The following is a 23,792-nucleotide window of genomic DNA, read 5'->3' on the forward strand; positions in this document are numbered from 1 at the left end:
TCGGGGCAGAGCCCCGACAAGCCGCCCGGCACCCGGCGGCAACCCCGGCGCGGGGCCCGGCGCCGGACACCCAAACCCAGCCCCGCCGGCGATTGAGGCGCGGGGCTCGGGGCAGAGCCCCGACAAGCCGCCCGGCACCCGGCGGCAACCCCGGCGCGGGGCCCGGCGCCGCAACCCCGACCGCCCCGGCCCGGGGGCCGACCACCACGCACCCTCACGACCGCAGCGCGGCAATCGTCGAGCCCAGCTCCGACGCCACATCCGGCACCAGCTCATGGACGCCCGACCGGACGATCCGGCGGCCCCCCACCACCACCTCCCGCACATCCGCGCCCGTGCCCGCGAAGACCACCGCCTCCGGCGCCAGCCTCGGCACCGGGCCCGCCGTGCGTACGGAGTCGAGGGCGACCGTGGTGAAGTCGGCGAGCGCGCCGGGCTCCAGGCGGCCCGCGTCGGGGCGGCCGAGGGAGGCGTGCCCGTCGGCGGTGGCGGCACGCAGAAGGGCGGCGGCCGTCCAGTGGCCGCGGGTGCGGGTGCGCAGGCGTTCGTGGAGTTCCAGGGCGCGCGCCTCCTCCAGGAGGTCGATCACCGCGTGGCTGTCGCTGCCGAGGGAGAGCGGGGAGCCCGCGCGCTGGAGGGCGGCGGCGGGGCCGATGCCGTCGGCGAGATCGCGTTCCGTGGTGGGGCACATGCAGACACCGGCGCCGGACGCGCCGAGGACACGGATGTCCTCGTCGGTGAGATGCGTGGCGTGGACGGCCGTCGTCGTCGGCTTCCAGAAGCCGGAATCGGCGAGGAGCCGGGTCGGCGAACAGCCGTGGACGGCGAGGCATGCCTCGTTCTCGGCGGGCTGTTCGGAGAGGTGGACATGGACGGGCACCCCGTCGGTGCGGGCCGCGAACTCCTCGTATCCGTCCCTGTGCGCGAACGCGCGTACGGAGTGGACCGCCGCGCCGATCCCGGCGTCCCACCTCGCGTCCCCGCGGGGCTTCAGCCGGGACCAGCGGTCGTACCAGGCGTCCGCCGAGCCGTCGCCGAAGCGGAGCTGAGGGCCCTTCAGGGGCTGGTGGCCGTCGCGGGTGAGGCCGCCGTGGAGGTAGACGGTGTCGAGGAGGGTGATCCGGATGCCGGCGTCGGCGGCGGCCGCGAGGAGCGCCTCGCCCATGGCGTTGGGGTCGGCGTACGGGGTGCCGCCGGGGCCGTGGTGGAGGTAGTGGAACTCCCCCACCGCGGTGATGCCCGCGAGCGCCATCTCGGCGTACACGGCGCGCGCGAGCGCGTGGTACGACTCCGGGGTCAGCCGGGACGCGGTCCGGTACATCACCTCCCGCCAGGTCCAGAAGGTGCCGGTGCCGACCTGCACGGTGCCCCGCAGGGCCCGGTGGAAGGCGTGCGAGTGCGTGTTGGCGAGGCCGGGGATCGTGAGGCCGCGCAGGATCTCGGCGCCCGGCGGCGGGGCGGTGGTCCCCGTGCGTACGGCCCCGATCCGGCCGTCGGCCCGTACGTCCAGGGCGACGCCCGGCTCGGCACGGGTCTCCAGCCAGGCGTGTTCCGCCCAGTAGCTCACCGCCGGCGCGGCCGGTGCCGCCGTGGATACCGCCGGTGTCACCGGCATGCCAGGCCCTCCAGTACGTCGGCGAGTGCGAGCACCCCGGCCACGCAGTCGTCCTCGGCCGCGAACTCGGCCGGGGAGTGCGAGACGCCCGTGGGGTTGCGTACGAACAGCATGGCGGTCGGGACCGCGGCGGACAGGATTCCGGCGTCGTGTCCCGCGCCCGTGCCGAGGACGGGGACCCGGCCTCCGAGCAGACGGTTCAGCTCGTCGCGCAGGGCGTGCCCGAACTCGACGACCGGGGTGAAGGACTCCCGTACGACGCTGAGGTCCACACCGTCGCTCCGGGCGCGGTCCCGGGCCGCCCGTTCGATCGCGGCGACGACCGTGTCCAGCGTGGTCCGGTCGGCGGCGCGGGAGTCGAGCCAGCCGCGGACGAGGGAGGGGATGGCGTTCACGCCGTTCGGTTCGACGGCGACCTTGCCGAAAGTGGCGACCGCGCCCGCGAGCCCGGCCTCGCGGCGGGCGGCGAGAACGGTCTCCGCGTAGGCCGGCATGGGGTCGCGGCGGTCGGCGAGCCGGGTGGTGCCCGCGTGGTTGGCCTCGCCGCGGAAGTCGAACCGCCAGCGGCCGTGCGGCCAGATCGCGGAGGCGATCCCGATCCGGTCGCCGGACAGGTCGAGCGCGCGGCCCTGTTCGACGTGCAGTTCGACGAACGCGCCGATACGGGCGAGGCGCCCGGGGTCGGGGCCGATGGCGCCGGGGTCGTGGCCGGCCGCCTCCATGGCCCGTGGGAGGGTGATGCCGTCGGCGTCGGTGAGCGCGTACGCCTTCTCCCTGGTCAGTTGCCCGGAGGCGAGCCGGGAGCCGACGCAGGCGAGGCCGAAGCGGGCGCCCTCCTCATCGCCGAAGTTGACGATCGCGAGGGGCCGGGTGAACTCGGCGCCCCTGCGGCGGAGTTCGTCGAGCGCGGCGAAGGCGGAGACGACGCCGAGGGGGCCGTCGAAGGCGCCGCCGTCGGGCACGGAGTCGAGGTGCGACCCGGTGACGACGGCGTCCCCGGCGGCCGGGTCCCCGAGCCAGGCCCACTGGTTGCCGTTGCGGTCGGTCTCGTGGGCGAGGCCGCGCGCCTGTGCCTGTTCGCGGAACCAGGAACGGCAGTCGGCGTCGGCGGCGGTCCAGGCGTAGCGGCGGTAGCCGCCGGTACTCTCCTCGCGCCCGATCGGGGCCAGCTCCCGCCACATGGCGTGGAACGAGGGGCCCGCGCCCGCCCCGGGAACACCGGCGGGTCCCGGTCCATCTGTGTCCACCCCGGAAACACCGGCGGGTCCGTCCCCGCTCGCCCCGGAAACACCGGCGGGCCCGTCCGCGCCCGCCCCCGGAGCACCCGCCGTTCCGTCCCCGTACCCGTACCCGTCCGCGGCCCGGTGGGGTGTCCCCGCCCGCCCCTCGGTGTGCCGACCGGGCTTCCGGGGCGGGTCCGCGGGCGCGCCGCCGGGTGCGGAGGTCATGAACCCTCCCGCAGGGGAACGCGGACGCCCTTGTCCGTGGCGACGGACTCCGCGAGGTCGTACCCGGCGTCCACATGGCGGATGACGCCCGTGCCGGGGTCGTTGGTCAGAACCCGGCGGATCTTCTCCCCCGCCAGAGCCGTGCCGTCGGCGACCGTCACCTGGCCCGCGTGGATCGAGCGGCCCATGCCGACGCCGCCGCCGTGGTGGATGGAGACCCAGGACGCGCCGGAGGCGACGTTGACCATGGCGTTGAGGAGGGGCCAGTCGGCGATCGCGTCGGAGCCGTCGAGCATCGCCTCGGTCTCCCGGTACGGGGAGGCGACCGAGCCGCAGTCGAGGTGGTCGCGGCCGATGGCGAGGGGAGCGGCCAGTTCCCCGCTCGCGACCATGTCGTTGAAGCGCTCGCCCGCGCGGTCGCGCTCGCCGTAGCCGAGCCAGCAGATACGGGCGGGCAGGCCCTGGAAGCGGACGCGTTCACGGGCCAGGGTGATCCAGCGGCGCAGGGACGCGTTCTCCGGGAACAGCTCCAGGATCGCGCGGTCGGTCTTCGCGATGTCGGACGCCTCGCCGGAGAGCGCGGCCCAGCGGAAGGGGCCCTTGCCCTCGCAGAACAGCGGCCGGATGTACGCCGGCACGAAGCCGGGGAACGCGAACGCGCGCTCGTATCCCGCGAGCCGCGCCTCGCCCCGGATGGAGTTGCCGTAGTCGAAGACCTCGGCGCCCGCGTCCAGGAAGCCGACCATCGCCTCCACATGGCGGGCCATGGACTGTCGCGCCCGCCGGGTGAAGTCGGCGGGCTTCTCGGCCGCGTACGACGCCATGTCGGCGAAGTCGACACCGGCGGGGAGGTACGCGAGGGGGTCGTGCGCCGAGGTCTGGTCGGTGACGATGTCGATGGGCGCGCCGGCCGCCAGCAGCTCCGGCAGCAGTTCCGCGGCGTTGCCGAGGACACCGATGGACAGCGGGCGGCGGGCGTCCCGGGCCTCGGTGGCGAGCTGGAGCGCGTGGCCGGGCGAGTCGGCCCGCACGTCCAGGTAGCGGTGCTCGATACGGCGGTCGATGGCGCGCGGATCGCAGTCGACGCAGATCGCGACGCCGTCGTTCATGGTGACGGCGAGCGGCTGCGCGCCGCCCATGCCGCCGAGACCCGCGGTCAGGGTGATCGTCCCGGCGAGGGTCCCGCCGAACCGCTTGGCGGCGACGGCGGCGAAGGTCTCGTAGGTGCCCTGGAGGATGCCCTGGGTGCCGATGTAGATCCAGGAACCGGCCGTCATCTGCCCGTACATGGTCAGACCGAGGGCTTCGAGGCGGCGGAACTCCTCCCAGTTCGCCCAGTCGCCGACGAGGTTGGAGTTGGCGATCAGGACGCGCGGGGCCCACTCGTGGGTCCGCATCACGCCGACCGGGCGGCCGGACTGGACGAGCATCGTCTCGTCCTGCTTCAGGGACCGCAGGGTACGCACCATCGCGTCGAAGGAGCGCCAGTCGCGGGCCGCCCTGCCGGTGCCGCCGTAGACGACCAGCCGGTCGGGGTGCTCGGCGACCTCGGGGTCCAGATTGTTCTGGAGCATCCGGAGGGCGGCCTCCTGCTGCCAGCCCAAGGTGCTCAGTGTGCTGCCGCGCGACGCCCGTACGGGGCGGGGTCCTGACATGGCGATGCCTCCCGACGACTGGGCTTATTCATATAGTGATGACATGAATAGACCTAGTCAACAGTCGCGCCGGGCGGGGCCGGGTGATTGGCTGGCACACATGACTGTGGAACGCCGTGATCGGGCCGTACGCGCCGCTGTGGAGCAGGGACTTCTGACGGAGGAGCAGCCGGTCGCCGCCCTCCTGGACGTGGCCGGGATCCGGGCGTCGGCGGCCGCGCTGCGGGACGCGTTCGCCGCCGTCACCGACGCGCCCGTGCTGCACGCCTTCGCGGTGAAGGCGGCGCCTCTCGTGCCCGTGCTCGCGCTGCTGAACGCCGAGGGCATCGGCGCCGAGGTCGCGAGCCCCGGCGAACTGGCCCTGGCGCGTGCCGCCGGGATCGCCCCCGGCCGCACGGTCCTGGACTCCCCGGCGAAGACCCCCGGCGAACTGCGGGAGGCCCTGGCGCTCGGGATCGCGGTCAACGCGGACAATCCGCAGGAGCTGGCACGGCTGGACGCGCTCGTGCCCTCCTCGCGCACCGGCTCGCCCCTCGGGCTGCGGGTCAATCCGCAGATCGGCGGGGGTTCCATCGGCGCGCTGTCCACCGCCACCGCGACCTCCAAGTTCGGGGTGGCGCTGCGCGACGAGGGCGCGCGGGAGGCGGTGGTGCGGATGTGTCTGGACCGGCCGTGGCTGACCCGGCTGCACACCCACTCCGGCTCGCAGGGCATTCCGCTCTCGCGGATGATCGAGGGCGTACGGGAGGTGTACGCGCTCGCCGAGGAGATCAACGCGGCGGCCGGGCGGCGGCAGATCGACACCGTCGACATCGGGGGCGGACTGCCGGTCAACTTCTCCTCCGACGAGGAGAGTCCGACCTTCGCCGAGTACGCGGCCCTGCTGAAGGAGCAGGTCCCGGGCCTGCTGGACGGGCGCTACGGGCTGGTCACGGAGTACGGGCGGGCGCTGCTCGCCAAGCACGGGCTGATCCTGGCACGGGTCGAGTACACCAAGGTCTCGGGGTCACGGCCGATCGCGGTCACCCACGCGGGTGTGCAGGTGGCGACCCGTACGGTCTACGACCCGGCCTCCTGGCCGCTGCGGATCGCCGCCTACGGCTCCGGCGGGCTGCCGAAGGCGGGCGCGCCGGTGGTGCAGGACATCGCGGGGCCCGCCTGTTTCGCGGGCGATCTGCTGGCCGAGGCCCGGGAGCTGCCGCCGCTGGAGCAGGGTGATGTGGTGGCGGCGCTGGACACGGGGGCGTACTACTTCTCGAACCACTACGGGTACAACAGCCTGCCCCGGCCGGGGGTGTACGGGTACACGTTCGGTGCCGGCGACGGCGGACCCGGCGGTACCGGCGGCGGTACCGGCGGCGGGTTCGGCGGCGGGTTCGGCGGCGGTACCGGCGGCGGTACCGGCGGCGGGTTCGGCGGCGAAGGGGTGCGGTTCGCGCTCGTACGGGCTCCGCAGAGCGTGGACGAGATCGCCGCCGAGTCGGGTGGCGGGCAGCGGGACGCACTGCTGTAGCGGCGGGAGACGGGCGCGCGGCGGCGGCGCCCGAGGGGGCGTCACGGGCCGTGCGCGTTCCGGGCGGACACCCTCGGGGCGGGCCGCGAGCCGTACGCGGGGGTCGGCACGGGTGGCCCGGCGGCCTTCGGGACCGCGGATCGGTGGCGCCCGGCGGACGACGGGCCGCCCCGGCCGAAAAGCGTCTCGGATGGTCCATGCATCCGGTTCCAGGGGGCCCGGCCCCCGACATCACGGCTGGTCAGATACTCTGCGACCGCACGCCATTGGAGCCGATGGCACGGCTGATGAACGGCCGGATCGGATCCTTGGCGCGCGAACCCTACCTGGCCCGTGGCAAGTTCCTGTGGAAAATGCCACAAGTTCCCACAACGGCGGCAACGTTGCGTAACCTTTCCGTCACAGCGTCCGCGCGACCGCGCGCGGAACGTCCAGGGGCGGAGAAGGGAGTCGGTGTGCCCGGAATCGACGAGTGTCTGCTGGAAGCCATGCTGGTGCCGGGCGCGCGCGGGGCGTCCATCGTGGACTGGGTCAGCGGCCTCGCGCTCGGCACCATCGGCGAGACACCGGGCGGTGACCACGAGGCCACGGCGGCGGAGACCGCCGAGCTGGCCCGGGTCGCGACCGAGTACGCGGCGTTCGCGCTGCTGACCCCGAGGGCGTCGGGCGGCCCCGAGTCGCCCCCGGCATCCGGCGCGGGGATTCCGTTCCAGCCGGACGGCAGCGCGGTCGGCGCCGGCCGGTCCGGGCCCGGTCCGATCGGTGCCGGTCAGGTCGGCGCGGGTCAGGCCGGGTTCGGCCGGGGCGCCGACGGCGGCCGCGGCCGGCCGGGTACCGGCCCGGCCAGGGTCGCCACAGCTGATTCCGCTTCGATCGGCTCGGATCGTTCCGCCACCGGTGCCGCCGACTCCGCTCCGGCCGGTGGCCCGGCGGCGGGCAGCGCGGCGGCCGTCGGCCCGGCGACCGTCGGCCCGGCCGCCCAGGACGAGAGTCCCCTGGTCGAGGACTTCATCGTGACCACCCGTACCTGCTACCACCTGATCCGATTTGTGGAGACCGCCTTCGACAGCAGTGTGTTCCTGCACCTCTGGCTGGACCGGGACCTCGGCAATCTCGCGCTCGCGCGGCTGCGGATGCAGAACCTCGCCGAGAGGCTGGTGCTGGGATGAGCACCGTCATATCGCCGATGCTCGTGCGGCTCGCGGACGAGCGGGCCACGGGAGTGCTGATCCGTGACCACGGCGCGCTGTATCTGGCGGACGGCCAGGTCGTGCACGCCGAGGCGCCCGCCGCGCCGGGGCTCGACGTCCTGCTCATGGCGAGCGGCCGGCTGCGGCCCGACCGCTGGGAGGACGCGATCGCGCGCGCGGGCGCGCGCAACGAGGTCGCCCGCTATCTCGTCGACAGCGGCCAGGTCGCGGGCGGCGAGCTGGAGATCTGCCATCTCGCCGCGCTGTACGACGCGGCCTACTTCGCCCTGGCCCCGGCCGCGGGGCCGACCCGGTTCCGCTACGGGGTCCACCACTGGCTGGGCCGTGTCCGTCCGGTGCCGACCAGGTCGGTCGAGCGCGAGGCGCTGCGCCGGGGGCGGCTGCTGCACTCGGTCTGGCCGCACCCGTCGGTCGACACGGCCCCCGTCGCCGTACGCCCGTACCGCGCCGGTCAGGCGCTCAGTCCCGTCCGCAGGTCGCTCCTGGCGCTGGCCGACGGCGTACGGACCCCGGCGGCGATCGCGCGTGAGCTGGGGCGGCCCGCGTTCAACACCCTGATCGAGGTCCGCCGGCTGGCCGCGGAGGGCCTGATCGGCACCCCGTCGGCACCCTGCCCCCAGGGCTCCCCGCGCTTCAGAACGGCGCCCGCGCCGCTCCCGCCCGGCGGCCCCGGCCCGGCCGCCCACGGCAACCCTCCCGGCACACCCGGCACACCACGCCACGCCCGCCCCGGCCCGGCCGCGGCCCCGGCGCCCGGAGGTCAGCGCTCGGGCGGCCGGCACGGGGGTACGGGGACCCGCGCCACCGGCCGGGCACCCGGCGCCCCGGCAACGGGCGACCCCGGACCCGGCACCGGCACCGGACCCGTCCCCGGCACAAGCACCGGCACCGCGGCGCCAGGAAGCCCGGCCCCCACCGACCCGGCGGCGAACTCCCCGGCCCCCGGCACCTCCGCGTCCACCCGGCAGGGGCCGGACGGCCCGCCCGCCGCCCGGAGGGCCGAGGCGCGGCCCGGCGCCGACACCGTCCCCGGCCCCGGCGGCTGGGCCGCGGACGCGGGGTTCCCGGGGCTCGGGCCCCTGGGGCTCGGGCCGACCGCCGCCCCGGACACCGCGCTGCTCCGCCGGATCCGCGACGCACTGGAGGCACCCCTGTGACCGCCCGCCCCGCCCACCACCACACCGTCCGCCGCACGGCCCGCACCTCATGAGGCGCGCATTGCGGCTGCGCGCCGAGAGGAGACAGCTCATGACGGCGGAGGAGGACGTGCTCGCCGAACTGAAGCGGCTCCGGGTGCGGATGCCCCAGCTGACCGGCGCGCTCGCCGCCAGTACGGACGGTCTCGTGCTCGCGGCCGACAGCGGCGACGCGGAGGGCGTCGCCGCGCTCACCGCCGCCGCGCTCGGCGTCTCCGCACGTCTGACGGAGGCCACCGGGCAGGGCAGGTTCCGCGAACTGCTGGTCCGGGGCGACCGGGGCTACGTCGCGACCTACGCGGCGGGCTCCGCGGCCGTCCTCACCCTCCTCGCCGGACCACGGGTCAACGTGGGCCGGCTCCATCTGGAGGCCCGCCGCTCGGGCGCCCGTATCGGCGAACTCGTCGACGGCGTCCTGGAGCGGCCGGAGCTCTCCTGACCCATGAACGCCACCCCCACACGCACCACCAAACCCTCACGCAACACATCACGCAGTAGGAAGGGAAGTACGTCTCTCATGGCCAACACCGAAACCGCCCTCAAGGAAGCGACGACAGCAATCGAGGGCGCCCTGGGAGCGGCGCTCGTCGACTACACCAGCGGTATGGCCCTCGGCACCGTCGGCGGCGGCAAGGACCTCGACCTGGCGGTGGCCGCCGCGGGCAACACCGACGTGGTGCGCGCCAAGGTGCGCACCATGGAGCAGCTGGGGATCAAGGACGGTATCGAGGACATACTGATCACCCTCGGCTCGCAGTACCACCTGATCCGGCTGCTCCGGGGCCGCGGAACCGACGGTCTCTTCCTCTACCTGGCGCTGGACAAGAACCGCTCCAACCTGGCGATGGCCCGCCACCAGCTGAAGAAGATCGAGGCCGAGCTGGAGGTCTGAGACCTCCAGCCCGACCGGGTCACCGGCGCCGCGCCCCACCGGGCGCGGCGTCCCCGGCCGCGATCCCGGTGGTCCGGAACCCCTTGACCGGCTTGCCGACCGGCCCGCGCGACACCCAGTCGGTACGCAGCCACAGCAGGGTCTCGTCGTCGCGCTCCCGGCGGCCGAGCCAGACCGCCTTGGCCCACAGCCCCGCGCCGATGCCCGCGAGCAGCCCGCCGCCCGCGCCCGGCAGCGCGAACGAGCTGCCGACGGCGGCGAGGAACGCGAGCAGCAGCCACCACCGGCGGGCGCGCCGCCAGTGCCGCAGGGTCACCTTCCGGTCCTGGAGGAAGTCGGTGCGCCCCGCACGGGTCGCCGCCCCGGCGAAGTGCGTGTACCGGCCACGCCGTACGACGGCGGTGACGGCCGCGGCGACGATGAACAGCGCCGCCCCGCTGAGCAGCCCGATACGGCGCCCGGTGAGCCCCGGCAGCAGCGCGCCGATACCTGCGGCGAACAGCCCCAGCCACCACAGGGGCGCCGCCCCGGCCCGTACGACCACCGCCACCCTCGCCAGCGACTGCGCCCCGCGCCCCACGTCCGTGCTCCTCTCATCGGTGTCCCGCGCATGTTCCTTGCGCGCGGAGATTAGCCGCCCTTTCTTAACCGCGCCTGAGAAATGACATGTTCAGATCCCTGAGCGGCCGATGTCAGTCGACGAAGAGACCCCGCTCCGCCGCGCGGGCGTCGAACTGCTCCAGGCGGGCCTGTGCGCCGGGCAGTTCGTCGCACATCGCCTCCAGCAGGACCCGCCCCAGCAGCATCGGCGCGCAGGCGGTGTCGAAGGAGAGTCCGGTGCCGACCGCGGCCGGGATCAGCACGTCGCTGTGGCCCGCGACCGGTGCGAACGCGGAGTCGGCGACGGTCACCACGGTCAGCCCCGCCGAGCGCGCGTGGGTCAGCGCGTCCAGGACCTCCCGGGGGTGGCGGGGCAGCGCGAAGCAGAGGAGCGTACTCGCGCCCGCGTGCCGGGCGTCCTCGATACGGTCGGCGAGAAGGCTGCCGCCCTCGTCGAGGAGGCGTACGTCCGGGTGGACCTTGGCGGCGAAGTACGCGAAGCCGCGGGCCTGCGCGGCGGCGGCCCGCAGTCCGAGGACGGGCAGCGGGCGGGAGGCGGCGAGCAGGGCCCCGGCGCGGACGACGGGCGCCGGGTCGGCGAGCAGCTCGGCGAGATGGCGCAGATTCTCGATCTCGGACAGGACGGCCTGCTGGTACTCGTTGGGGACGTCTCCGGCCGGCTCGCTCTCCGGGGGCACGACATCCCGCAGATGCCTGCGCAGCGCCGGGTAGCCGTCGAAACCGAGCGCGACGGCGAAACGGGTGACGGAGGGCTGGCTGACCCCGGCGACCTCCGCCAGCTCCACGCTGGACAGGAAGGGAACGTCGGCGGCGCGGCGGACCATGCTGTGGGCGATGCGGCGCTGGGTGGGGGTGAGCCGGTGCCCCTCGAAGAGCTGCTGGAGCCGTGCGGCAGGGCTCTCGGTCATACCGTCCCCTCTCGTCCGTGTGCCGTCGTCCTGGTGTCGTCCATGCCGTCCATGCCGTTCGCGCTTTTCCTGCGGTTTCGTACTGTTTCGTGCCGCTTTGTTTGTGCCGTTCACACCGTTCGTGCTGCTCGTACCGTCCGTCCTGCCCGCGCCGTCGATACGGAGCCGTGTCCTCGTCCGGCCCGGTCCCGTCTCCCGACGGGCGCGGGCGGCCCCGCCGGGGCGCCGGCCGACGCCCCGTGCCGTGGGCCTCGTCCCCGTACCCCGTCCGCCGACACCACCCCACCGCCGGGCGAGGGGTGTTGCCGTCGCAGTCACATCATCGGTCAGCGCGGCGCCCGGCGGGCGGGCGTCACCACGGCTGCTCCGGCAACCCCGCGGGAAAGAGTGGTGCTACCCCCACTGACGGGAGGTGTGACCGCCCGTAGCGTGTTCGCCATGGAAGCCAGCGACTCTGAGCTGAAGAAGGAACTCGACGCCACCCTCCACGCCCGCCGTGACCTGGGCGAGGAGTACGAGTCGGCGCTCGTCGAATCCTTTCTGGAGAAGGTCGAGCAGCGCCTCGACGGCACGGTGGACCGCCGGGTCCGGCGTCAGCTCGCCGAACAGCAGATGGTGGTCGCCCGCGGTACCCGCCCGCCGCAGGCCACCGATCCCAATTTCGGCGAGCGCTTCGGCTTCGCGATCATCTCGATGATCCTCGCGATCCCGCTCTCCGCGATCGGCGTGGTCCAGGCCGGCATCGAGGGGCTGGTCGTCACCTGGCTCGGCATCGTCGGGGTGAACACGGTCCACGCGGGTCGCTGGTGGCCCTGGACGCGCCGCAAGAGCACGCCCGACTCCGACTGGGAGGAGTGACCCGGGGGCGCCCCGGCAGGCCCGTGACGGGCCGGTGCCCGCGCCCCGCGGCCCTCGCCCCCGAGAGGCTCACGCCCAGCGCGCCGCCGGGAAGCCGGCGCGGAGACCGCCGCACCCCCGGGGGTGGCCGGAGGGCGGGACGGCGGCGGTCTCCGCGGGGGACGCGGGCCGATCGGGCCAGACCGCCGCGCCCTGGGGCGTTCTCGGTCCGGGAGCCGCTCCGGACGTCCGAGACGCCGCTCTGGTGCCGACCGGAGTCCCTGCGCGGATTCCCGTCGGCATCCACCACTGTGCGGGACGCGTGTTAAGCCGGTGCTGCGCCCGCGTGACACGCGCGTACCGATTCCGCGAAGCCCGCCCGGCCCGCCCGTTCGCGGGCAGCGGCCCGTCCGAGGGCGGACCCGGCCCGGTTCGGGCCGCCCGGCCGGCTCACCGCCCGTACAGCCGACGGCCCGGCACCCGAATCCGGACCGCAGCCCTGCTCACCGGCCGCACGCCCTGTTCACCGGCCGCACGACCGCCTCACCGCCGTACACCGGACGGCCCACGGCCGGGAGGCCGCCGCGGGCCCGGCCGTGCCCCTCGCCGCGTTCGGGCGCCGGGCCGCGGGTCCCGCCGGCGGCCCGGCCGCCCGGACCGTCTACTTCCCGCCGACCGCGAGGAACGACAGCAGGTCCTGACGGCTGACGACGCCCTTGGGCTTGCCCTCGACCAGCACGATCGCCGCGTCCGCCGCGGTCCCCGGGTCGCTGAGGACGTTCATCAGATCGGCCACCGGCTCGCCCGAGCCGACCTGCGGCAGCGGCGCGCTCATGTGCTTCTCCAGCGGGTCGGTGAGCGACGCGCGCTGGGTGAAGAGCGCGCCGAGCAGCTCCCGCTCGACGACCGACCCGATGACCTCCGCGGCCATCACGTCCGGGTGGCCCGCGCCCGGCTTCACGATGGGCATCTGGGAGACCCCGTACTCCCGCAGGACCTCGATCGCCTCGCCGACCGTCTCCTCCGGGTGCATGTGCACCAGGCTGGGGATCTTGCCGCCCTCCTTGTGGCGCAGGACGTCACCGACGGAGGCGGAGGGCCCGGAGTCCTCCAGGAAGCCGTAGTCGGCCATCCACTCGTCGTTGAAGATCTTGGAGAGATAGCCGCGCCCGCTGTCCGGGAGCAGGACGACGACCACGTCGTCCGGCCCGAGCCCCTCGGCCACCCGCAGGGCCGCGACGACCGCCATGCCGCAGGAGCCGCCGACGAGCAGGCCCTCCTCCTTGGCGAGACGGCGGGTCATCTGGAAGGAGTCCTTGTCGGAGACGGCGACGATGCCGTCCGTGACCGTGCGGTCGTACGCGGTGGGCCAGAAGTCCTCACCGACGCCCTCGGTCAGATACGGACGTCCCGAGCCGCCGCTGTAGACGGAGCCCTCCGGGTCCGCGCCGATGACCTTCACCGCGCCGTCGCTGACGTCCTTCAGATAGCGCCCGGTGCCGGAGATCGTGCCCCCGGTGCCCACGCCCGCGACAAAATGGGTGATCTTCCCGTCCGTCTGCTCCCACAGCTCGGGGCCGGTGGTCTCGTAGTGCGAACGGGGGTTGTTCGGGTTCGAGTACTGGTCCGGCTTCCACGCCCCGGGGGTCTCCCGGACGAGCCGGTCGGAGACGTTGTAGTACGAGTCGGGGTGCTCGGGATCGACGGCCGTGGGGCAGACGACGACCTCCGCGCCGTACGCCCGCAGCACGTTGATCTTGTCCGTGGAGACCTTGTCCGGGCAGACGAAGATGCACTTGTAGCCCTTCTGCTGGGCCACGATCGCCAGCCCCACCCCCGTGTTTCCGCTGGTCGGCTCCACGATCGTGCCGCCGGGCAGCAGCGCTCCGCTCTCCTCGGCCGCCTCGATCATGCGCAGCGCGATGCGGTCCTTCACGGAGCCGCCGGGGTTGAAGTACTCGACCTTGGCCAGGACGGTCGCCTGGATGCCCGCGGTCACACTGTTCAGTTTCACCAACGGTGTATTGCCGACAAGACTGATCATCGAGGTGTGGAAGCGCACAATTGTTCTCCGGGATCTCCGTAGTGAATGCGGCAAGAGTATGCGGACATGGACGGGATTGGGCGACGGCCGTTACCGGGCAGTTAGCTCTTGATGAGAGGAGGTGGCTCGGTGTCGAGGGCGAGAGTGGCACGGCGTATCGCGGCGGGCGCGGCCTACGGAGGCGGAGGCATCGGCCTGGTCGGAGTGGCGGCCGTGGGCCTGCTGCTCGCGGAGGTCCAGCTGGCGAAGCGTTCGGTCGGCGGGGGCATCGCGCCGCTGCCGCCGAGGGGGGACGGGTTGTACGGGCTGGCCTTCGGCCGCGAGGACCCGCTGTCGCTGGGGGTGCTGGGGGACTCGACGGCGGCCGGACAGGGGGTACGGAGGGCCGGGCAGACCCCTGCGGCGCTGCTGGCGTCCGGGCTGGCGGCGGTGGCCGAGCGGCCCGTGGACGTGTGCAATGTGGCGCTGGCCGGCGCGCGGTCGGACGATCTGGAGCGGCAGGTGACCCAGCTCCTTTCGGACACCTCCCGGATGCCGGACATCTGCGTGATCATGATCGGCGCGAACGATGTGACGCACCGCATGCCGCCCACGGAGTCCGTGCGCCATCTGGCGGGCGCGGTGCGCAGGCTGCGTACGGCGGGCGCGGAGGTGGTGGTGGGCACGTGCCCTGATCTGGGGACCATCGAGCCGGTGTACCAGCCGCTGAGATGGCTGGCGCGGCGCGCGTCGCGGCAGCTGGCGGCGGCGCAGACGATCGTCGCGGTGGAGCAGGGCGCCCGTACGGTGTCGCTGGGCGATCTGCTGGGGCCGGAGTTCGCGGAGAATCCGCGCGAGATGTTCAGCATGGACAACTACCACCCCTCGGCCGAGGGCTATGCGACGGCCGCCATGGCGATGCTGCCCACGCTCTGCGCGGCGCTGGGCCTGTGGCCCGAGACGGACCACCTGGACGCGGACCGGGACGAGGACATGCTCCCGGTGGCGAAGGCGGCGGCAACGGCGGCCAGGGAAGCGGGCACCGAGGTCACGGGCGCCCGGGCCCCCTGGGCCCTGCTCAAGCACCGCCGCCGCCGGCGCATCCCCCAGGAGTCCCCGGCCTCCACGGCCCACGGCACCGCGGAACCGTCCTCCACCCGGGCCACCCGCGGCTGACACCGCCGGGCCGTCGGACCGTCCCCGCTCGGACCGTCCCCGCTCGGACCGGGAACAGGCCGCCGACCGCGTGCCCGGGGCGGGCCGCCGTCGCCGGAGGCGCCGTACGCGGACCCGGGCGGCGGACGGCTGACACCCGTCCCCGCCACCGACCACAAAAGCGAGCGCTCGCTTAGAATTGAGGTCCGTGTCACACCCCGGTACCGGTGACCTCGTCGCTACCAAGGGGTAGCTTCCGAACCGTCCACCCTCTCTCCCTCTGGAGCCGTGATGCCCGAAGCCGTCATCGTTTCCGCCGCCCGCAGCCCGATCGGCCGGGCCTTCAAGGGCTCCCTCAAGGATCTGCGGGCCGACGACCTGACCGCGACGATCATTCAGGCCGCTCTCGCCAAGGTCCCCGAGCTGGACCCGGGGGACATCGACGATCTGATGCTCGGGTGCGGGCTGCCCGGCGGTGAGCAGGGGCACAACCTCGGCCGGATCGTCGCCGTGCAGATGGGGATGGACCACCTTCCGGGCTGCACGATCACCCGGTACTGCTCGTCCTCGCTCCAGACCTCGCGGATGGCCCTGCACGCCATCAAGGCCGGTGAGGGCGATGTGTTCGTCTCGGCGGGTGTCGAGATGGTGTCCCGGTTCGCCAACGGCTCCTCCGACGGCCAGCCCGGCACCCAGAATCCGCTCTTCGCGGACGCCCAGGCCCGTAGCGCGAAGCTCGCCGAGGGCGGGGTCGACAGCTGGCACGACCCCCGGGAGGACGGCCTCCTGCCGGACGCGTACATCGCGATGGGCCAGACCGCGGAGAACCTGGCGCGGCTCAAGGACGTGACGCGCCGCGAGATGGACGAGTTCGGGGTCCGCTCGCAGAACCTCGCCGAGGCGGCCATCAAGAAGGGCTTCTGGGAGCGCGAGATCACCCCGGTCACCACCCCGGACGGCACGGTCGTCTCGAAGGACGACGGCCCCCGCGCGGGCGTGACCCTGGAGGGCGTCGAGGGCCTGAAGCCGGTCTTCCGCCCCGACGGGCTGGTCACGGCGGGCAACTGCTGTCCGCTGAACGACGGCGCGGCGGCCCTGGTCATCATGAGCGATGTCCGGGCGGCCGAGCTGGGCCTGACGCCGCTCGCCCGGATCGTGTCCACGGGCGTCTCGGGGCTCTCCCCGGAGATCATGGGGTACGGGCCGGTCGAGGCGTCCAAGCAGGCGCTGTCCCGCGCGGGGCTGACCATCGACGACATCGATCTGGTCGAGATCAACGAGGCGTTCGCCGCGCAGGTCATCCCCTCGTACCGGGATCTGGGCGTCGACCTCGACAAGCTGAACGTCAACGGCGGCGCGATCGCGGTCGGCCACCCGTACGGCATGACCGGCGCGCGCATCACGGGCACCCTCATCAACAGCCTCCAGTTCCACGACAAGCAGTTCGCGCTGGAGACGATGTGCGTGGGCGGCGGACAGGGCATGGCGATGGTGATCGAGCGGCTCAGCTGAGCCGCAGCGGAGGGTAGGGGTCGCCCGAGGGACGAGGGCGGCACCTGCCCGCAGCAAGGCGAAACCGAGCGCGACCATCAAACACGTGCGGCTCAGCTGAGCGACCCCCGGCATCCGCCGCTCGGCCGGCCACCGGCACCCGTCCTCGGCGGGGACCGGACCCCTGTCCCTCGGGCGCAATCCCGCGCGCGGCTCGCGCCGGACCCGCGCCGGTATCCTCCCAGGGATCTCAAGTCGTGACCGAAACTCCCCCAGGATGTGACCTACCTCCTGGGGGAGAATCGTTTCCGCAGGTCAGCACCACTCCCCCGCTAAACGCCGGGCCAAAAGTCCTGTCCATTTCGTGACGTAATGCACTGACAGGAGCCCCACGGTCATCGCAAGCTGATGTAGGAAGTCGGGGGTGTGTCGAATGAAACCGGGAGTACGTCAGTGAGCGCCATGTCTTTTGCCCTGCTGCTGACGACGGCCGCTGCCACGGTCGTCGGCGCCGCTGCCCTGCACGCCGCCCACGGGCTCCGCAAGCAGGTCGCGGCTCTTCGCACCGAGCTGTTCGCCGCCACCGCCGGGACGACCACGCAGATCACGCACGGCACGGCCGCCGTGCCGCAGGCGCGGTCCACCCCCGCCGCCGAGATACGCGCCGCGGTCGCGGAGGCACTCGCCGAGGAGCGGGAGCGCGAACTCGCCGAGGCACGCGCGTTCTGGGCGGCGCAGGAGTCCCGGGACGCCGCGGACGCCACCGCCCGGCTCGGCGGCGACGCGCCCGCGCCACTGGTGGGCGGACTGTCGGCACCGGGTGACGAACTCCCGTACTACGTGCCGCGCCAGGCCGACTTCGTGGGCCTGGAGGCCGTCGACTACGAGATGGCCGAGGCGCTGGAGGACGTGGCGGAGCTGCCGGAGTCGCCGGAGTTCGCCGAGGACTCCCCCGAACTGGCCGCCGCCCGCCGCCGGCACCCCTCGCACCCCGACTTCGTACCGGTCCAGACGCCCGTGGTCACCGACCACGAGCGCACGGTGTCCCGGCTGGAGAAGCTCGCGGAGGCGCGGACCGAGCTCGCCGACGTACGGCCCGGCCCGCTCGGCACGCTCGACGTGTACGTGTTCGCGGACGGCACGACCCTGTGCATGACGCCCGGACACCGGGAGACCGCCGAACGCCTGGCGCAGGCGCTGCGCGACGGGGACACCCCGGTGCTGCTGGGCGGCTCCAGCGTCTCGGGCGCGTACGCCCTGACGTTCGTCTGCGGTGAGGAGACGGTCTACATACTGGCGGACCGTGTCATAGCGTCCCTCTAGAGCACCTGTCGGGCTCACGGGAGGGGCAGGCGCAGCCTGATCCTCCGGGACATCCGCCCGCGCCCCGAACCCCGGCCCCCGACACTCCACCGGTTCCGGACCTCCGCACCCCTTCGCACCGTACTCCCGGCCGATCCTCTCCTGGCACCCTGTGCCCTTCAGCGCCCGTCTGCGCCCGGGACATCCGCTCCCACGCCCAGGAGACCCGCCCCCGCCGCCGAGCCCGCCAGGGCCGCCCCAGGGGCCCGCGCGACCCCTCCGGGCCCGCGCCCCGGCCCTCCCGGCCACCACCCGCCGAACCGCCTGGAGGAAGCCCTTCCGCCCCCACCCATGGGTGGGGGTACGGGTTCACCGCCTGACGGCCGACGCCCTTCCCCGTGTGCGGTCGCGAGGGGGATTCCGGCCCCGGCCCGTCGGCGGGCGACGCCGGCAGGGGGACCGGCTCCGGCGGAACTCCTACGGGAAGGCCCGCCGCTCGGCCCCGCGGATCAGCCGTACGGCCTCGTCCACCTCCCGCGCCCGGGAGGCCGGGGCGCGGCGCAGCTCCTCCGCCAGATCCGTGCCGGCCACCGTCAGCTGATCCGCCACCGCGAACATCCCGGCGTCCGGCATGATCAGGGGTTCGCGCCCGGGGGCCTCGACGCGCTGGGCACGCAGTGCCAACTCCCTGGCCAGCCCCAGCCCCTCCGCCGCCGCGCCCCGCTGGAGACGACTCTGCGGGGCGGCCCGCAGCTGATCGGCGAAGTGGTCCAGGGCGGTGAGCAGCTCAGTCGTATCGGGCACATCGCAGCCTATGCACAGCCCACGGAGTGTTGCCAATACGCGAACGCTCAGGCACGGTGGCGTGAAGGAGCACACGCGCAAAAATGCGTCCGGAGGCGCCGATGTCCCAAGTCTTCTCCGAAGAGACCCATCGAAATCTGCTCTCCCGAATCCCCCACTGCACCGGTCGTGAGATCTCCGACTGGCTGCACACCGTCGAGGAAGGACCATCTCTCTTCCGTTTCGAGGAGAAGGTCAGCTGGCTCCGGAGCGAGCACAACCTCTCGTACGGACACGCCAAGGCGATCATCCACGAGTACGACCTGAGGCGCGCCGCGCGCAGGCTGCTCTAGAGCCCGGTCCACAGCCACAGGACGGGCCCGGTCGGTTGCCGGCCCCTGAGTCCCGAAACGCCGAAGGGCCCGCAGGCGCTGCCTGCGGGCCCTTCGTCACGCTGTCCGGATCAGACGGCCGTCCGCATCAGACGGCCGTCCGGATCGGACGCCGCCGCGCGCGGCTAGGGCGTGTATCGAAAGTCCCGCCTGGCCTGCGACGCCCAGCACGCACACTCGCTGCGTTGTCGGAATCCCCCAAGTACGTCCAGTACGAGGGCGACCCTCCGCCTTGCGATTGCACGCACCGGACGCCGCAGGCCCCGCCCTCCGGGCGGACGGCGCTACTTTCGAAACACGCCCTAGTCGTTCCCTTGCAGGATCGACAGCAGGCGCAGCATCTCCAGGTAGATCCACACCAGGGTCAGGGTGAGGCCGAAGGCGGCCAGCCAGGACTCCTCGCGCGGGGCGCCGTAGGTCACGCCGTCCTCGACCTGCTTGAAGTCGAGGGCGAGGAAGCAGGCTCCGAGGATGATGCCGATGACACCGAAGAGGATGCCGAGGCCACCGCTGCGGAAGCCCAGCCCGTCGCCGCCGCCGAAGACGGTGAACAGCAGGTTGACGGCCATCAGCAGCAGGAAGCCGATCGCGGCGGCCATCACGAAGCCGTAGAAGCGGCGGGTCACGCGGATCCAGCGCATCCTGTACGCGATCAGCACACCGGCGAACACCGACATCGTGCCCAGGACCGCCTGGACGACGACGCCGGGGCTGATGTAGGTGCTGACGGTGTTGGAGATGACGCCGAGGAACACACCCTCGAAGGCCGCGTACGCCAGGATCAGCGCGGGCACGGGCTTGCTCTTGAACGCCTGGACGAGGCCCAGCACCATCGCGATCAGCGCGGCGCCGATCGCGATGCCGTAGGACTTGCCCAGATTGTCCTGGTCCACGGGCAGCAGGAACCAGGAGAGCGCGGCGGTGAGGACGACCGTGCCGAGCGTCATCGCGGTGCGCGAGACGACATCGTCGATGGTCATCACCTGGGACCGCGCGGGTGCCTGCGGTCCACCGGGCTGGATGTCGGCCGGCGCGTACGGGTTCGTGGCGTACGGGTTGCCGGTGCCCTGGGCATAGGGGTTCGCGGCGGTGGTTCCTACGGCGGGGCCCCCGGCCTGCGGCTGCGCGTTGAAGCCCGCAATGCCGTTGTCACGGCTGAACCCCCGTCGCGAGAAGACCGGGTTACTGCTCCTCATCTCACTCCTCCATGGCCACCGGGCGCGGCCTTGCGTCAAGCGTAATGTGCCGGCAAAGCATCGGCCCTAGTGCTAGCGGAGGATCTTTCCGGATCGTGACCCATCCCTCATCTGCCGAGACGCCTGCCGGGACCCTTTCCGGGCCGCTGTCCACAGGGATCCGGGCGGCGTTTTCCGGAACCCGCTCACACCCTCTCACCGACCGCCCCCGCTACCGCCGTCCGGAGCATTTCGTGTCGCTTTGTCCCGCATGGAACAAAGCGACACAAAGCAACACAAATACGGGAATCGGGGCCACCGGGTCCCCGACGGACCCGGTTCAGCGGACCGGGCCGCCGAGTGCCCGGTCCACGGCCGCGCTCAGATCGCCGTCCGCGGTGTCGCCGCGCAGGTTGGAGAGGAACGCGCCGCCCAGACCGTACTGGCGGGCGTAGGTCATCTTCTTGGCGACGGTGGCCGGGGTGTCGTAGGTCCAGAACTGGCTGCCGCAGTGGGAGTACGCCGTCTGCCCCAGCTCTCCGGTGTCGGCGCATCTGCTCCTGATGGACCGGTAGTCGTCCTGCCCCGACTCGTACGGTCCCGGTGCCGGCCCCGTCGCGTGGAGGCTGCCCTCCCAGGGTCCCGCTCTCACGCCTTCCCAGCCCCAGGCGTGGGTGGGGACACCGAGGACGAGTTTGTTGGGGTGGACTCCCTGAGCGGTCAGGCTCCGGATGTCGTAGTGGATGTCCCGGGCCCATTCGTCGAAGTCCCATGCGTACAGGGGAGCGTGGGGGGCGGTGCGGTACCGCCACTGCGCGTCGGTGGACCAGTAGTAGTCGTAGGTCTTCACGTTGAACCAGTCGGCGTACGCGGCCGCGCCGGGGAGGTCGGCCCTGCCGTACAGGTCGGCCCCGCCGCCTCGGCTGCCGAGGGTCACGGTGACGAGCCGGTCGGGTCCGAGCGCGGCCCGGAGCGCCCGGGTGAGGGGTGTCACGGCGGCGGCGCCGCCGAGATCGCAGGGGGCCGTCCGGCACTCGGGGAACTCCATGGCCAGGTCGACGCCGTCGAAGAGTCCCGCCCAGCGCGGGTCGTCGACCAGACGCGCGCAGGAGGCGGCGAAGGCCGCCGGGTCCTGCCGGGCCCCGGTCCAGGCATGGGCCCGTTCGGGACCGCCGAAGGACCACAGGATCTTCAGCCCCGGACGGGTCTGCTTCAGCTCGCGCAACTGGTTGAGGTAGCCGCGGACCGGCTGGTCCCAGGTGTCGGCCTTCCCGTCGACGCTGGTCTCGGCCGGTTGGGTCCTTTCGAGGGCCGCGTAGGTGTCGTCGATACCGCACCGGCCGTCGGTGACCGTGCCGTATCCATACGTGAGGTGGGTGAGCTCACCGGCCGTACCGCTGGTGAGGAGGTTCTTGACGTGGAAGTCGCGCTGATGGCTGCCCTTCTCGGCGAAGACCCCCATCCTGACGGGATGCGCGGGCATCGGCGGGACTGTTCCGGTCGTCCGTACCGGGATGTGCTCGCTCGGCCAGCGCCAGTCCGGGCTCACCGCGACCACGGCGAAGGTGTACGCGGTGTCCACGTTGAGGTGGGTCACCGTGAAGTCGGTACCGGTCGTGGTGCCGACCTCGAACCCGCCGCCGACCACCACTTGGTAGTGCCCGACATCGGCCGGACGGGGGGACGCGGTCCAGTTCAGGGTCACGGTGGTGTCGGTGACCGCCACGGCCCGCAGACCGGTCGGGTGGTTGGACTGCTGCGCCCGCGCGGGAGCGGCGACCGCGGCCATCAGGCCCAGCAGCAGTGCGAGTACGGACACGACGGCGCATGCCGCGGTGCCGGCGAAGGGGGCTGTGCGGGTCTTCAATGGCGCTCCTCGGCAGGACTCCGGCAAAAGCGCCGCCCCCGCACAGGCGGCTTTCACGACCGCACGGGAGGCTAGGAGAGCCCGCCCGGGAGATCAAGGAGTATGAAAAAGCCGTTACCGGGTGAGAGCGCGTCTCATCACATCCACGGGACGGCGGGCCGTACCCCGGTCGCCCGGCCGACCCGGGCATCCAGGTCATCCCCGGTCGCCGGGCCGAACCACGGTACGGCGGAACCCGAACGGCCGCGGCCCGGCGGGCGGTCTCGGAGGAGAGTGGCCCGGGCCGTGGGCCGACACCACGCGAAGAAACGTTTTCGCTTATATGTGGCCACAACGGATAGTTACCAGATACACTCATCGGACGTTTGCGGGTTCAATCACTTTCAGCCGATCCGGACGCCGGCTGAGTGCCCGGAGCCGGACTCGAACCGGCACGCCCGCGAAGGGCAGCGAGGTTTAAGCTCGCCGTGTCTACATTCCACCATCCGGGCCTGGTCTGCGCGGCTCCGCGTAGGCCCAAGAGCCTATCCGGGTAGATCCCTTGGCCAGGCGGGCATTGGCCCGATGTTGTCTTATTTTATTGCCGCCTGAGGAAGCGTCAGTGCTGGTGAAAGGCACGTACGCGCACATGTCCCGACAGGTGGTCACCCTCACGACTTCGTGCGATTGACGGAAACTCGCCGCCGCCGTCTCCCACCCGGCCCGAACGGCTCATCAGGGCGGTTCGGGGGGCTCGCGAAGGGCGCGTGCGCGCTCCCTCGGAAGGCCCCCGGGCTCAGGGGCACCGTCATACCAAAGGAGGAGGAGCGGGCCCGGCGATCCGACCAAAGAGGGCCCCGGGAACGGGCACGGGGACTGACGTTCCGGCGCGATACGGCCGACACGATGGTGTGGTCCCCGAACGTCACACGCCGACAGGAGTGTCTCCTCGTGACCACCACGCCCATCGCACACCGCGCCACCACTGTGGCCGCCCGCGCCACGGATCTGTCCAAGGTGTACGGACAGGGCGAGACCCAGGTGGTCGCGCTCGACCATGTCACCGTCGACTTCCGGCAGGCGGAGTTCACCGCGATCATGGGACCGTCCGGTTCCGGCAAGTCCACGCTCATGCACTGCGTCGCCGGGCTCGACACCTTCAGCTCCGGCTCCGTGCGCATCGGCGAGACCGAGTTGGGCTCGCTGAAGGACAAGCAGCTCACCCAGCTCCGCCGCGACAAGATCGGCTTCATCTTCCAGGCGTTCAACCTGCTCCCCACGCTGACCGCGCTGGAGAACATCACGCTGCCGATGGACATCGCCGGCCGCAAGCCCGACCAGCAGTGGCTCCAGGGCGTGATCGAGATGGTCGGCCTGCGGGACCGGCTCAGCCACCGGCCGACCCAGCTCTCCGGAGGCCAGCAGCAGCGGGTCGCCGTGGCCCGCGCCCTCGCCTCCCAGCCGGAGATCATCTTCGGTGACGAACCCACCGGAAACCTGGACTCGCGCTCCGGCGCCGAGGTCCTCGGCTTCCTGCGCAACTCGGTGCGCGAACTGGGCCAGACCGTCGTCATGGTCACCCACGACCCGGTGGCCGCCTCCTACGCCGACCGGGTGATCTTCCTGGCCGACGGCCGGATCGTCGACGAGATGTACAGCCCCTCCGCCGACGGCGTCCTCGACCGCATGAAGGCGTTCGACGCCAAGGGCCGGACCAGCTGATCCCGGC

At 72.8% G+C, this 23,792-nt stretch carries 19 protein-coding genes, 1 tRNA gene and 1 pseudogene; 11 read left to right on the top strand and 10 right to left on the bottom strand.

The genetic code is table 11. The features are described 5' to 3' along the window. Positions 1–214: 214 nt before the first annotated feature. The 3 genes from ACFYT4_RS03780 to hutU all read right to left on the bottom strand — a co-directional run bounded on the left by ACFYT4_RS03780 (position 215) and on the right by hutU (position 4,718). On the bottom strand, positions 215–1,615 hold the full coding sequence (locus ACFYT4_RS03780; protein ID WP_389264921.1) for a formimidoylglutamate deiminase: 1,401 nt from the start codon (positions 1,613–1,615) through the stop codon (positions 215–217). Then, complete coding sequence (locus tag ACFYT4_RS03785) at positions 1,606–2,796, bottom strand: allantoate amidohydrolase (protein WP_389265284.1); 1,191 nt, start codon at positions 2,794–2,796, stop codon at positions 1,606–1,608. The genes ACFYT4_RS03780 and ACFYT4_RS03785 overlap by 10 nt, the downstream gene beginning before the upstream one ends. Before the next feature lie 263 nt (positions 2,797–3,059). Further along, entirely contained in the window at positions 3,060–4,718 is a 1,659-nt protein-coding gene (gene hutU, locus ACFYT4_RS03790) for a urocanate hydratase (protein WP_389264923.1), read from the bottom strand. A gap of 100 nt (positions 4,719–4,818) precedes the next feature. Between hutU and ACFYT4_RS03795 the strand changes: the two genes are divergently transcribed. The 5 genes and pseudogenes from ACFYT4_RS03795 to ACFYT4_RS03815 all read left to right on the top strand — a co-directional run bounded on the left by ACFYT4_RS03795 (position 4,819) and on the right by ACFYT4_RS03815 (position 9,530). Beyond that, on the top strand, positions 4,819–6,231 hold the full coding sequence (locus tag ACFYT4_RS03795; RefSeq protein ID WP_389264925.1) for a diaminopimelate decarboxylase: 1,413 nt from the start codon (positions 4,819–4,821) through the stop codon (positions 6,229–6,231). A gap of 455 nt (positions 6,232–6,686) precedes the next feature. Then, positions 6,687–6,926: pseudogene (locus ACFYT4_RS03800) on the top strand (hypothetical protein); the annotation flags it as partial. 470 nt (positions 6,927–7,396) lie between these two features. Continuing rightward, positions 7,397–8,599: a hypothetical protein gene (locus ACFYT4_RS03805; protein ID WP_389264928.1), complete on the top strand. Its 1,203-nt coding sequence runs from the start codon at positions 7,397–7,399 to the stop codon at positions 8,597–8,599. Positions 8,600–8,690: 91 nt separating this feature from the next. Beyond that, entirely contained in the window at positions 8,691–9,077 is a 387-nt protein-coding gene (locus ACFYT4_RS03810) for a roadblock/LC7 domain-containing protein (protein ID WP_389264931.1), read from the top strand. A gap of 78 nt (positions 9,078–9,155) precedes the next feature. After that, positions 9,156–9,530 carry a hypothetical protein gene (locus ACFYT4_RS03815; RefSeq protein WP_389264933.1) on the top strand — a complete coding sequence of 125 codons (375 nt, stop codon included), beginning with the start codon at positions 9,156–9,158 and terminating at the stop codon, positions 9,528–9,530. A 19-nt stretch (positions 9,531–9,549) separates the two neighbouring features. Here ACFYT4_RS03815 and ACFYT4_RS03820 read toward each other — a convergent pair whose 3' ends face one another. Beyond that, a complete protein-coding gene (locus ACFYT4_RS03820) occupies positions 9,550–10,110 on the bottom strand; it encodes a hypothetical protein (protein WP_389264935.1) in 561 nt (186 codons plus the stop codon). 112 nt (positions 10,111–10,222) lie between these two features. After that, positions 10,223–11,059 (bottom strand): MurR/RpiR family transcriptional regulator, encoded by an 837-nt coding sequence (locus ACFYT4_RS03825; protein ID WP_389264937.1) that lies wholly within the window; start codon positions 11,057–11,059, stop codon positions 10,223–10,225. A gap of 438 nt (positions 11,060–11,497) precedes the next feature. On the opposite strand from ACFYT4_RS03825, the gene ACFYT4_RS03830 reads away from it, so the two are divergent. Continuing rightward, positions 11,498–11,917 (top strand): hypothetical protein, encoded by a 420-nt coding sequence (locus ACFYT4_RS03830; RefSeq protein WP_389264939.1) that lies wholly within the window; start codon positions 11,498–11,500, stop codon positions 11,915–11,917. A gap of 640 nt (positions 11,918–12,557) precedes the next feature. On the opposite strand, the gene ACFYT4_RS03835 is transcribed toward ACFYT4_RS03830, so the two are convergent. Beyond that, positions 12,558–13,958 (bottom strand): cystathionine beta-synthase, encoded by a 1,401-nt coding sequence (locus tag ACFYT4_RS03835; RefSeq protein WP_389264940.1) that lies wholly within the window; start codon positions 13,956–13,958, stop codon positions 12,558–12,560. Between the two features lie 93 nt (positions 13,959–14,051). Here ACFYT4_RS03835 and ACFYT4_RS03840 point away from each other — a divergent pair, with 93 nt between their 5' ends. The 3 genes from ACFYT4_RS03840 (at position 14,052) to ACFYT4_RS03850 (ending at position 17,888) form a co-directional block, all read left to right on the top strand. Next, positions 14,052–15,095, top strand: coding sequence for an SGNH/GDSL hydrolase family protein (locus tag ACFYT4_RS03840; RefSeq protein WP_389264942.1), 1,044 nt, complete (start codon positions 14,052–14,054; stop codon positions 15,093–15,095). A 270-nt stretch (positions 15,096–15,365) separates the two neighbouring features. After that, positions 15,366–16,586: an acetyl-CoA C-acetyltransferase gene (locus ACFYT4_RS03845; protein ID WP_389264944.1), complete on the top strand. Its 1,221-nt coding sequence runs from the start codon at positions 15,366–15,368 to the stop codon at positions 16,584–16,586. A gap of 441 nt (positions 16,587–17,027) precedes the next feature. After that, complete coding sequence (locus ACFYT4_RS03850) at positions 17,028–17,888, top strand: hypothetical protein (RefSeq protein WP_389264946.1); 861 nt, start codon at positions 17,028–17,030, stop codon at positions 17,886–17,888. A gap of 456 nt (positions 17,889–18,344) precedes the next feature. Here ACFYT4_RS03850 and ACFYT4_RS03855 read toward each other — a convergent pair whose 3' ends face one another. Next, positions 18,345–18,671 (bottom strand): hypothetical protein, encoded by a 327-nt coding sequence (locus ACFYT4_RS03855; protein WP_389264948.1) that lies wholly within the window; start codon positions 18,669–18,671, stop codon positions 18,345–18,347. Positions 18,672–18,772: 101 nt separating this feature from the next. Between ACFYT4_RS03855 and ACFYT4_RS03860 the strand changes: the two genes are divergently transcribed. After that, a complete protein-coding gene (locus ACFYT4_RS03860; RefSeq protein WP_389264950.1) occupies positions 18,773–19,003 on the top strand; it encodes a DUF4287 domain-containing protein in 231 nt (76 codons plus the stop codon). Positions 19,004–19,344: 341 nt separating this feature from the next. On the opposite strand, the gene ACFYT4_RS03865 is transcribed toward ACFYT4_RS03860, so the two are convergent. From ACFYT4_RS03865 to ACFYT4_RS03875, 3 genes are all read right to left on the bottom strand, one after another. After that, positions 19,345–20,238, bottom strand: a complete 894-nt coding sequence (locus ACFYT4_RS03865; RefSeq protein ID WP_389264952.1) for a Bax inhibitor-1/YccA family protein — start codon at positions 20,236–20,238, stop codon at positions 19,345–19,347. A gap of 319 nt (positions 20,239–20,557) precedes the next feature. Continuing rightward, entirely contained in the window at positions 20,558–22,084 is a 1,527-nt protein-coding gene (locus tag ACFYT4_RS03870) for a glycosyl hydrolase family 18 protein (RefSeq protein WP_389264954.1), read from the bottom strand. Positions 22,085–22,492: 408 nt separating this feature from the next. Then, positions 22,493–22,575 (bottom strand) — tRNA-Leu (locus tag ACFYT4_RS03875). Positions 22,576–23,014: 439 nt separating this feature from the next. On the opposite strand from ACFYT4_RS03875, the gene ACFYT4_RS03880 reads away from it, so the two are divergent. After that, complete coding sequence (locus tag ACFYT4_RS03880) at positions 23,015–23,785, top strand: ABC transporter ATP-binding protein (protein WP_389264956.1); 771 nt, start codon at positions 23,015–23,017, stop codon at positions 23,783–23,785. Positions 23,786–23,792: the final 7 nt, after the last annotated feature.

It is taken from the genome of Streptomyces sp. NPDC004609, from assembly GCF_042873655.1.
GTDB lineage: Bacteria > Actinomycetota > Actinomycetes > Streptomycetales > Streptomycetaceae > Streptomyces.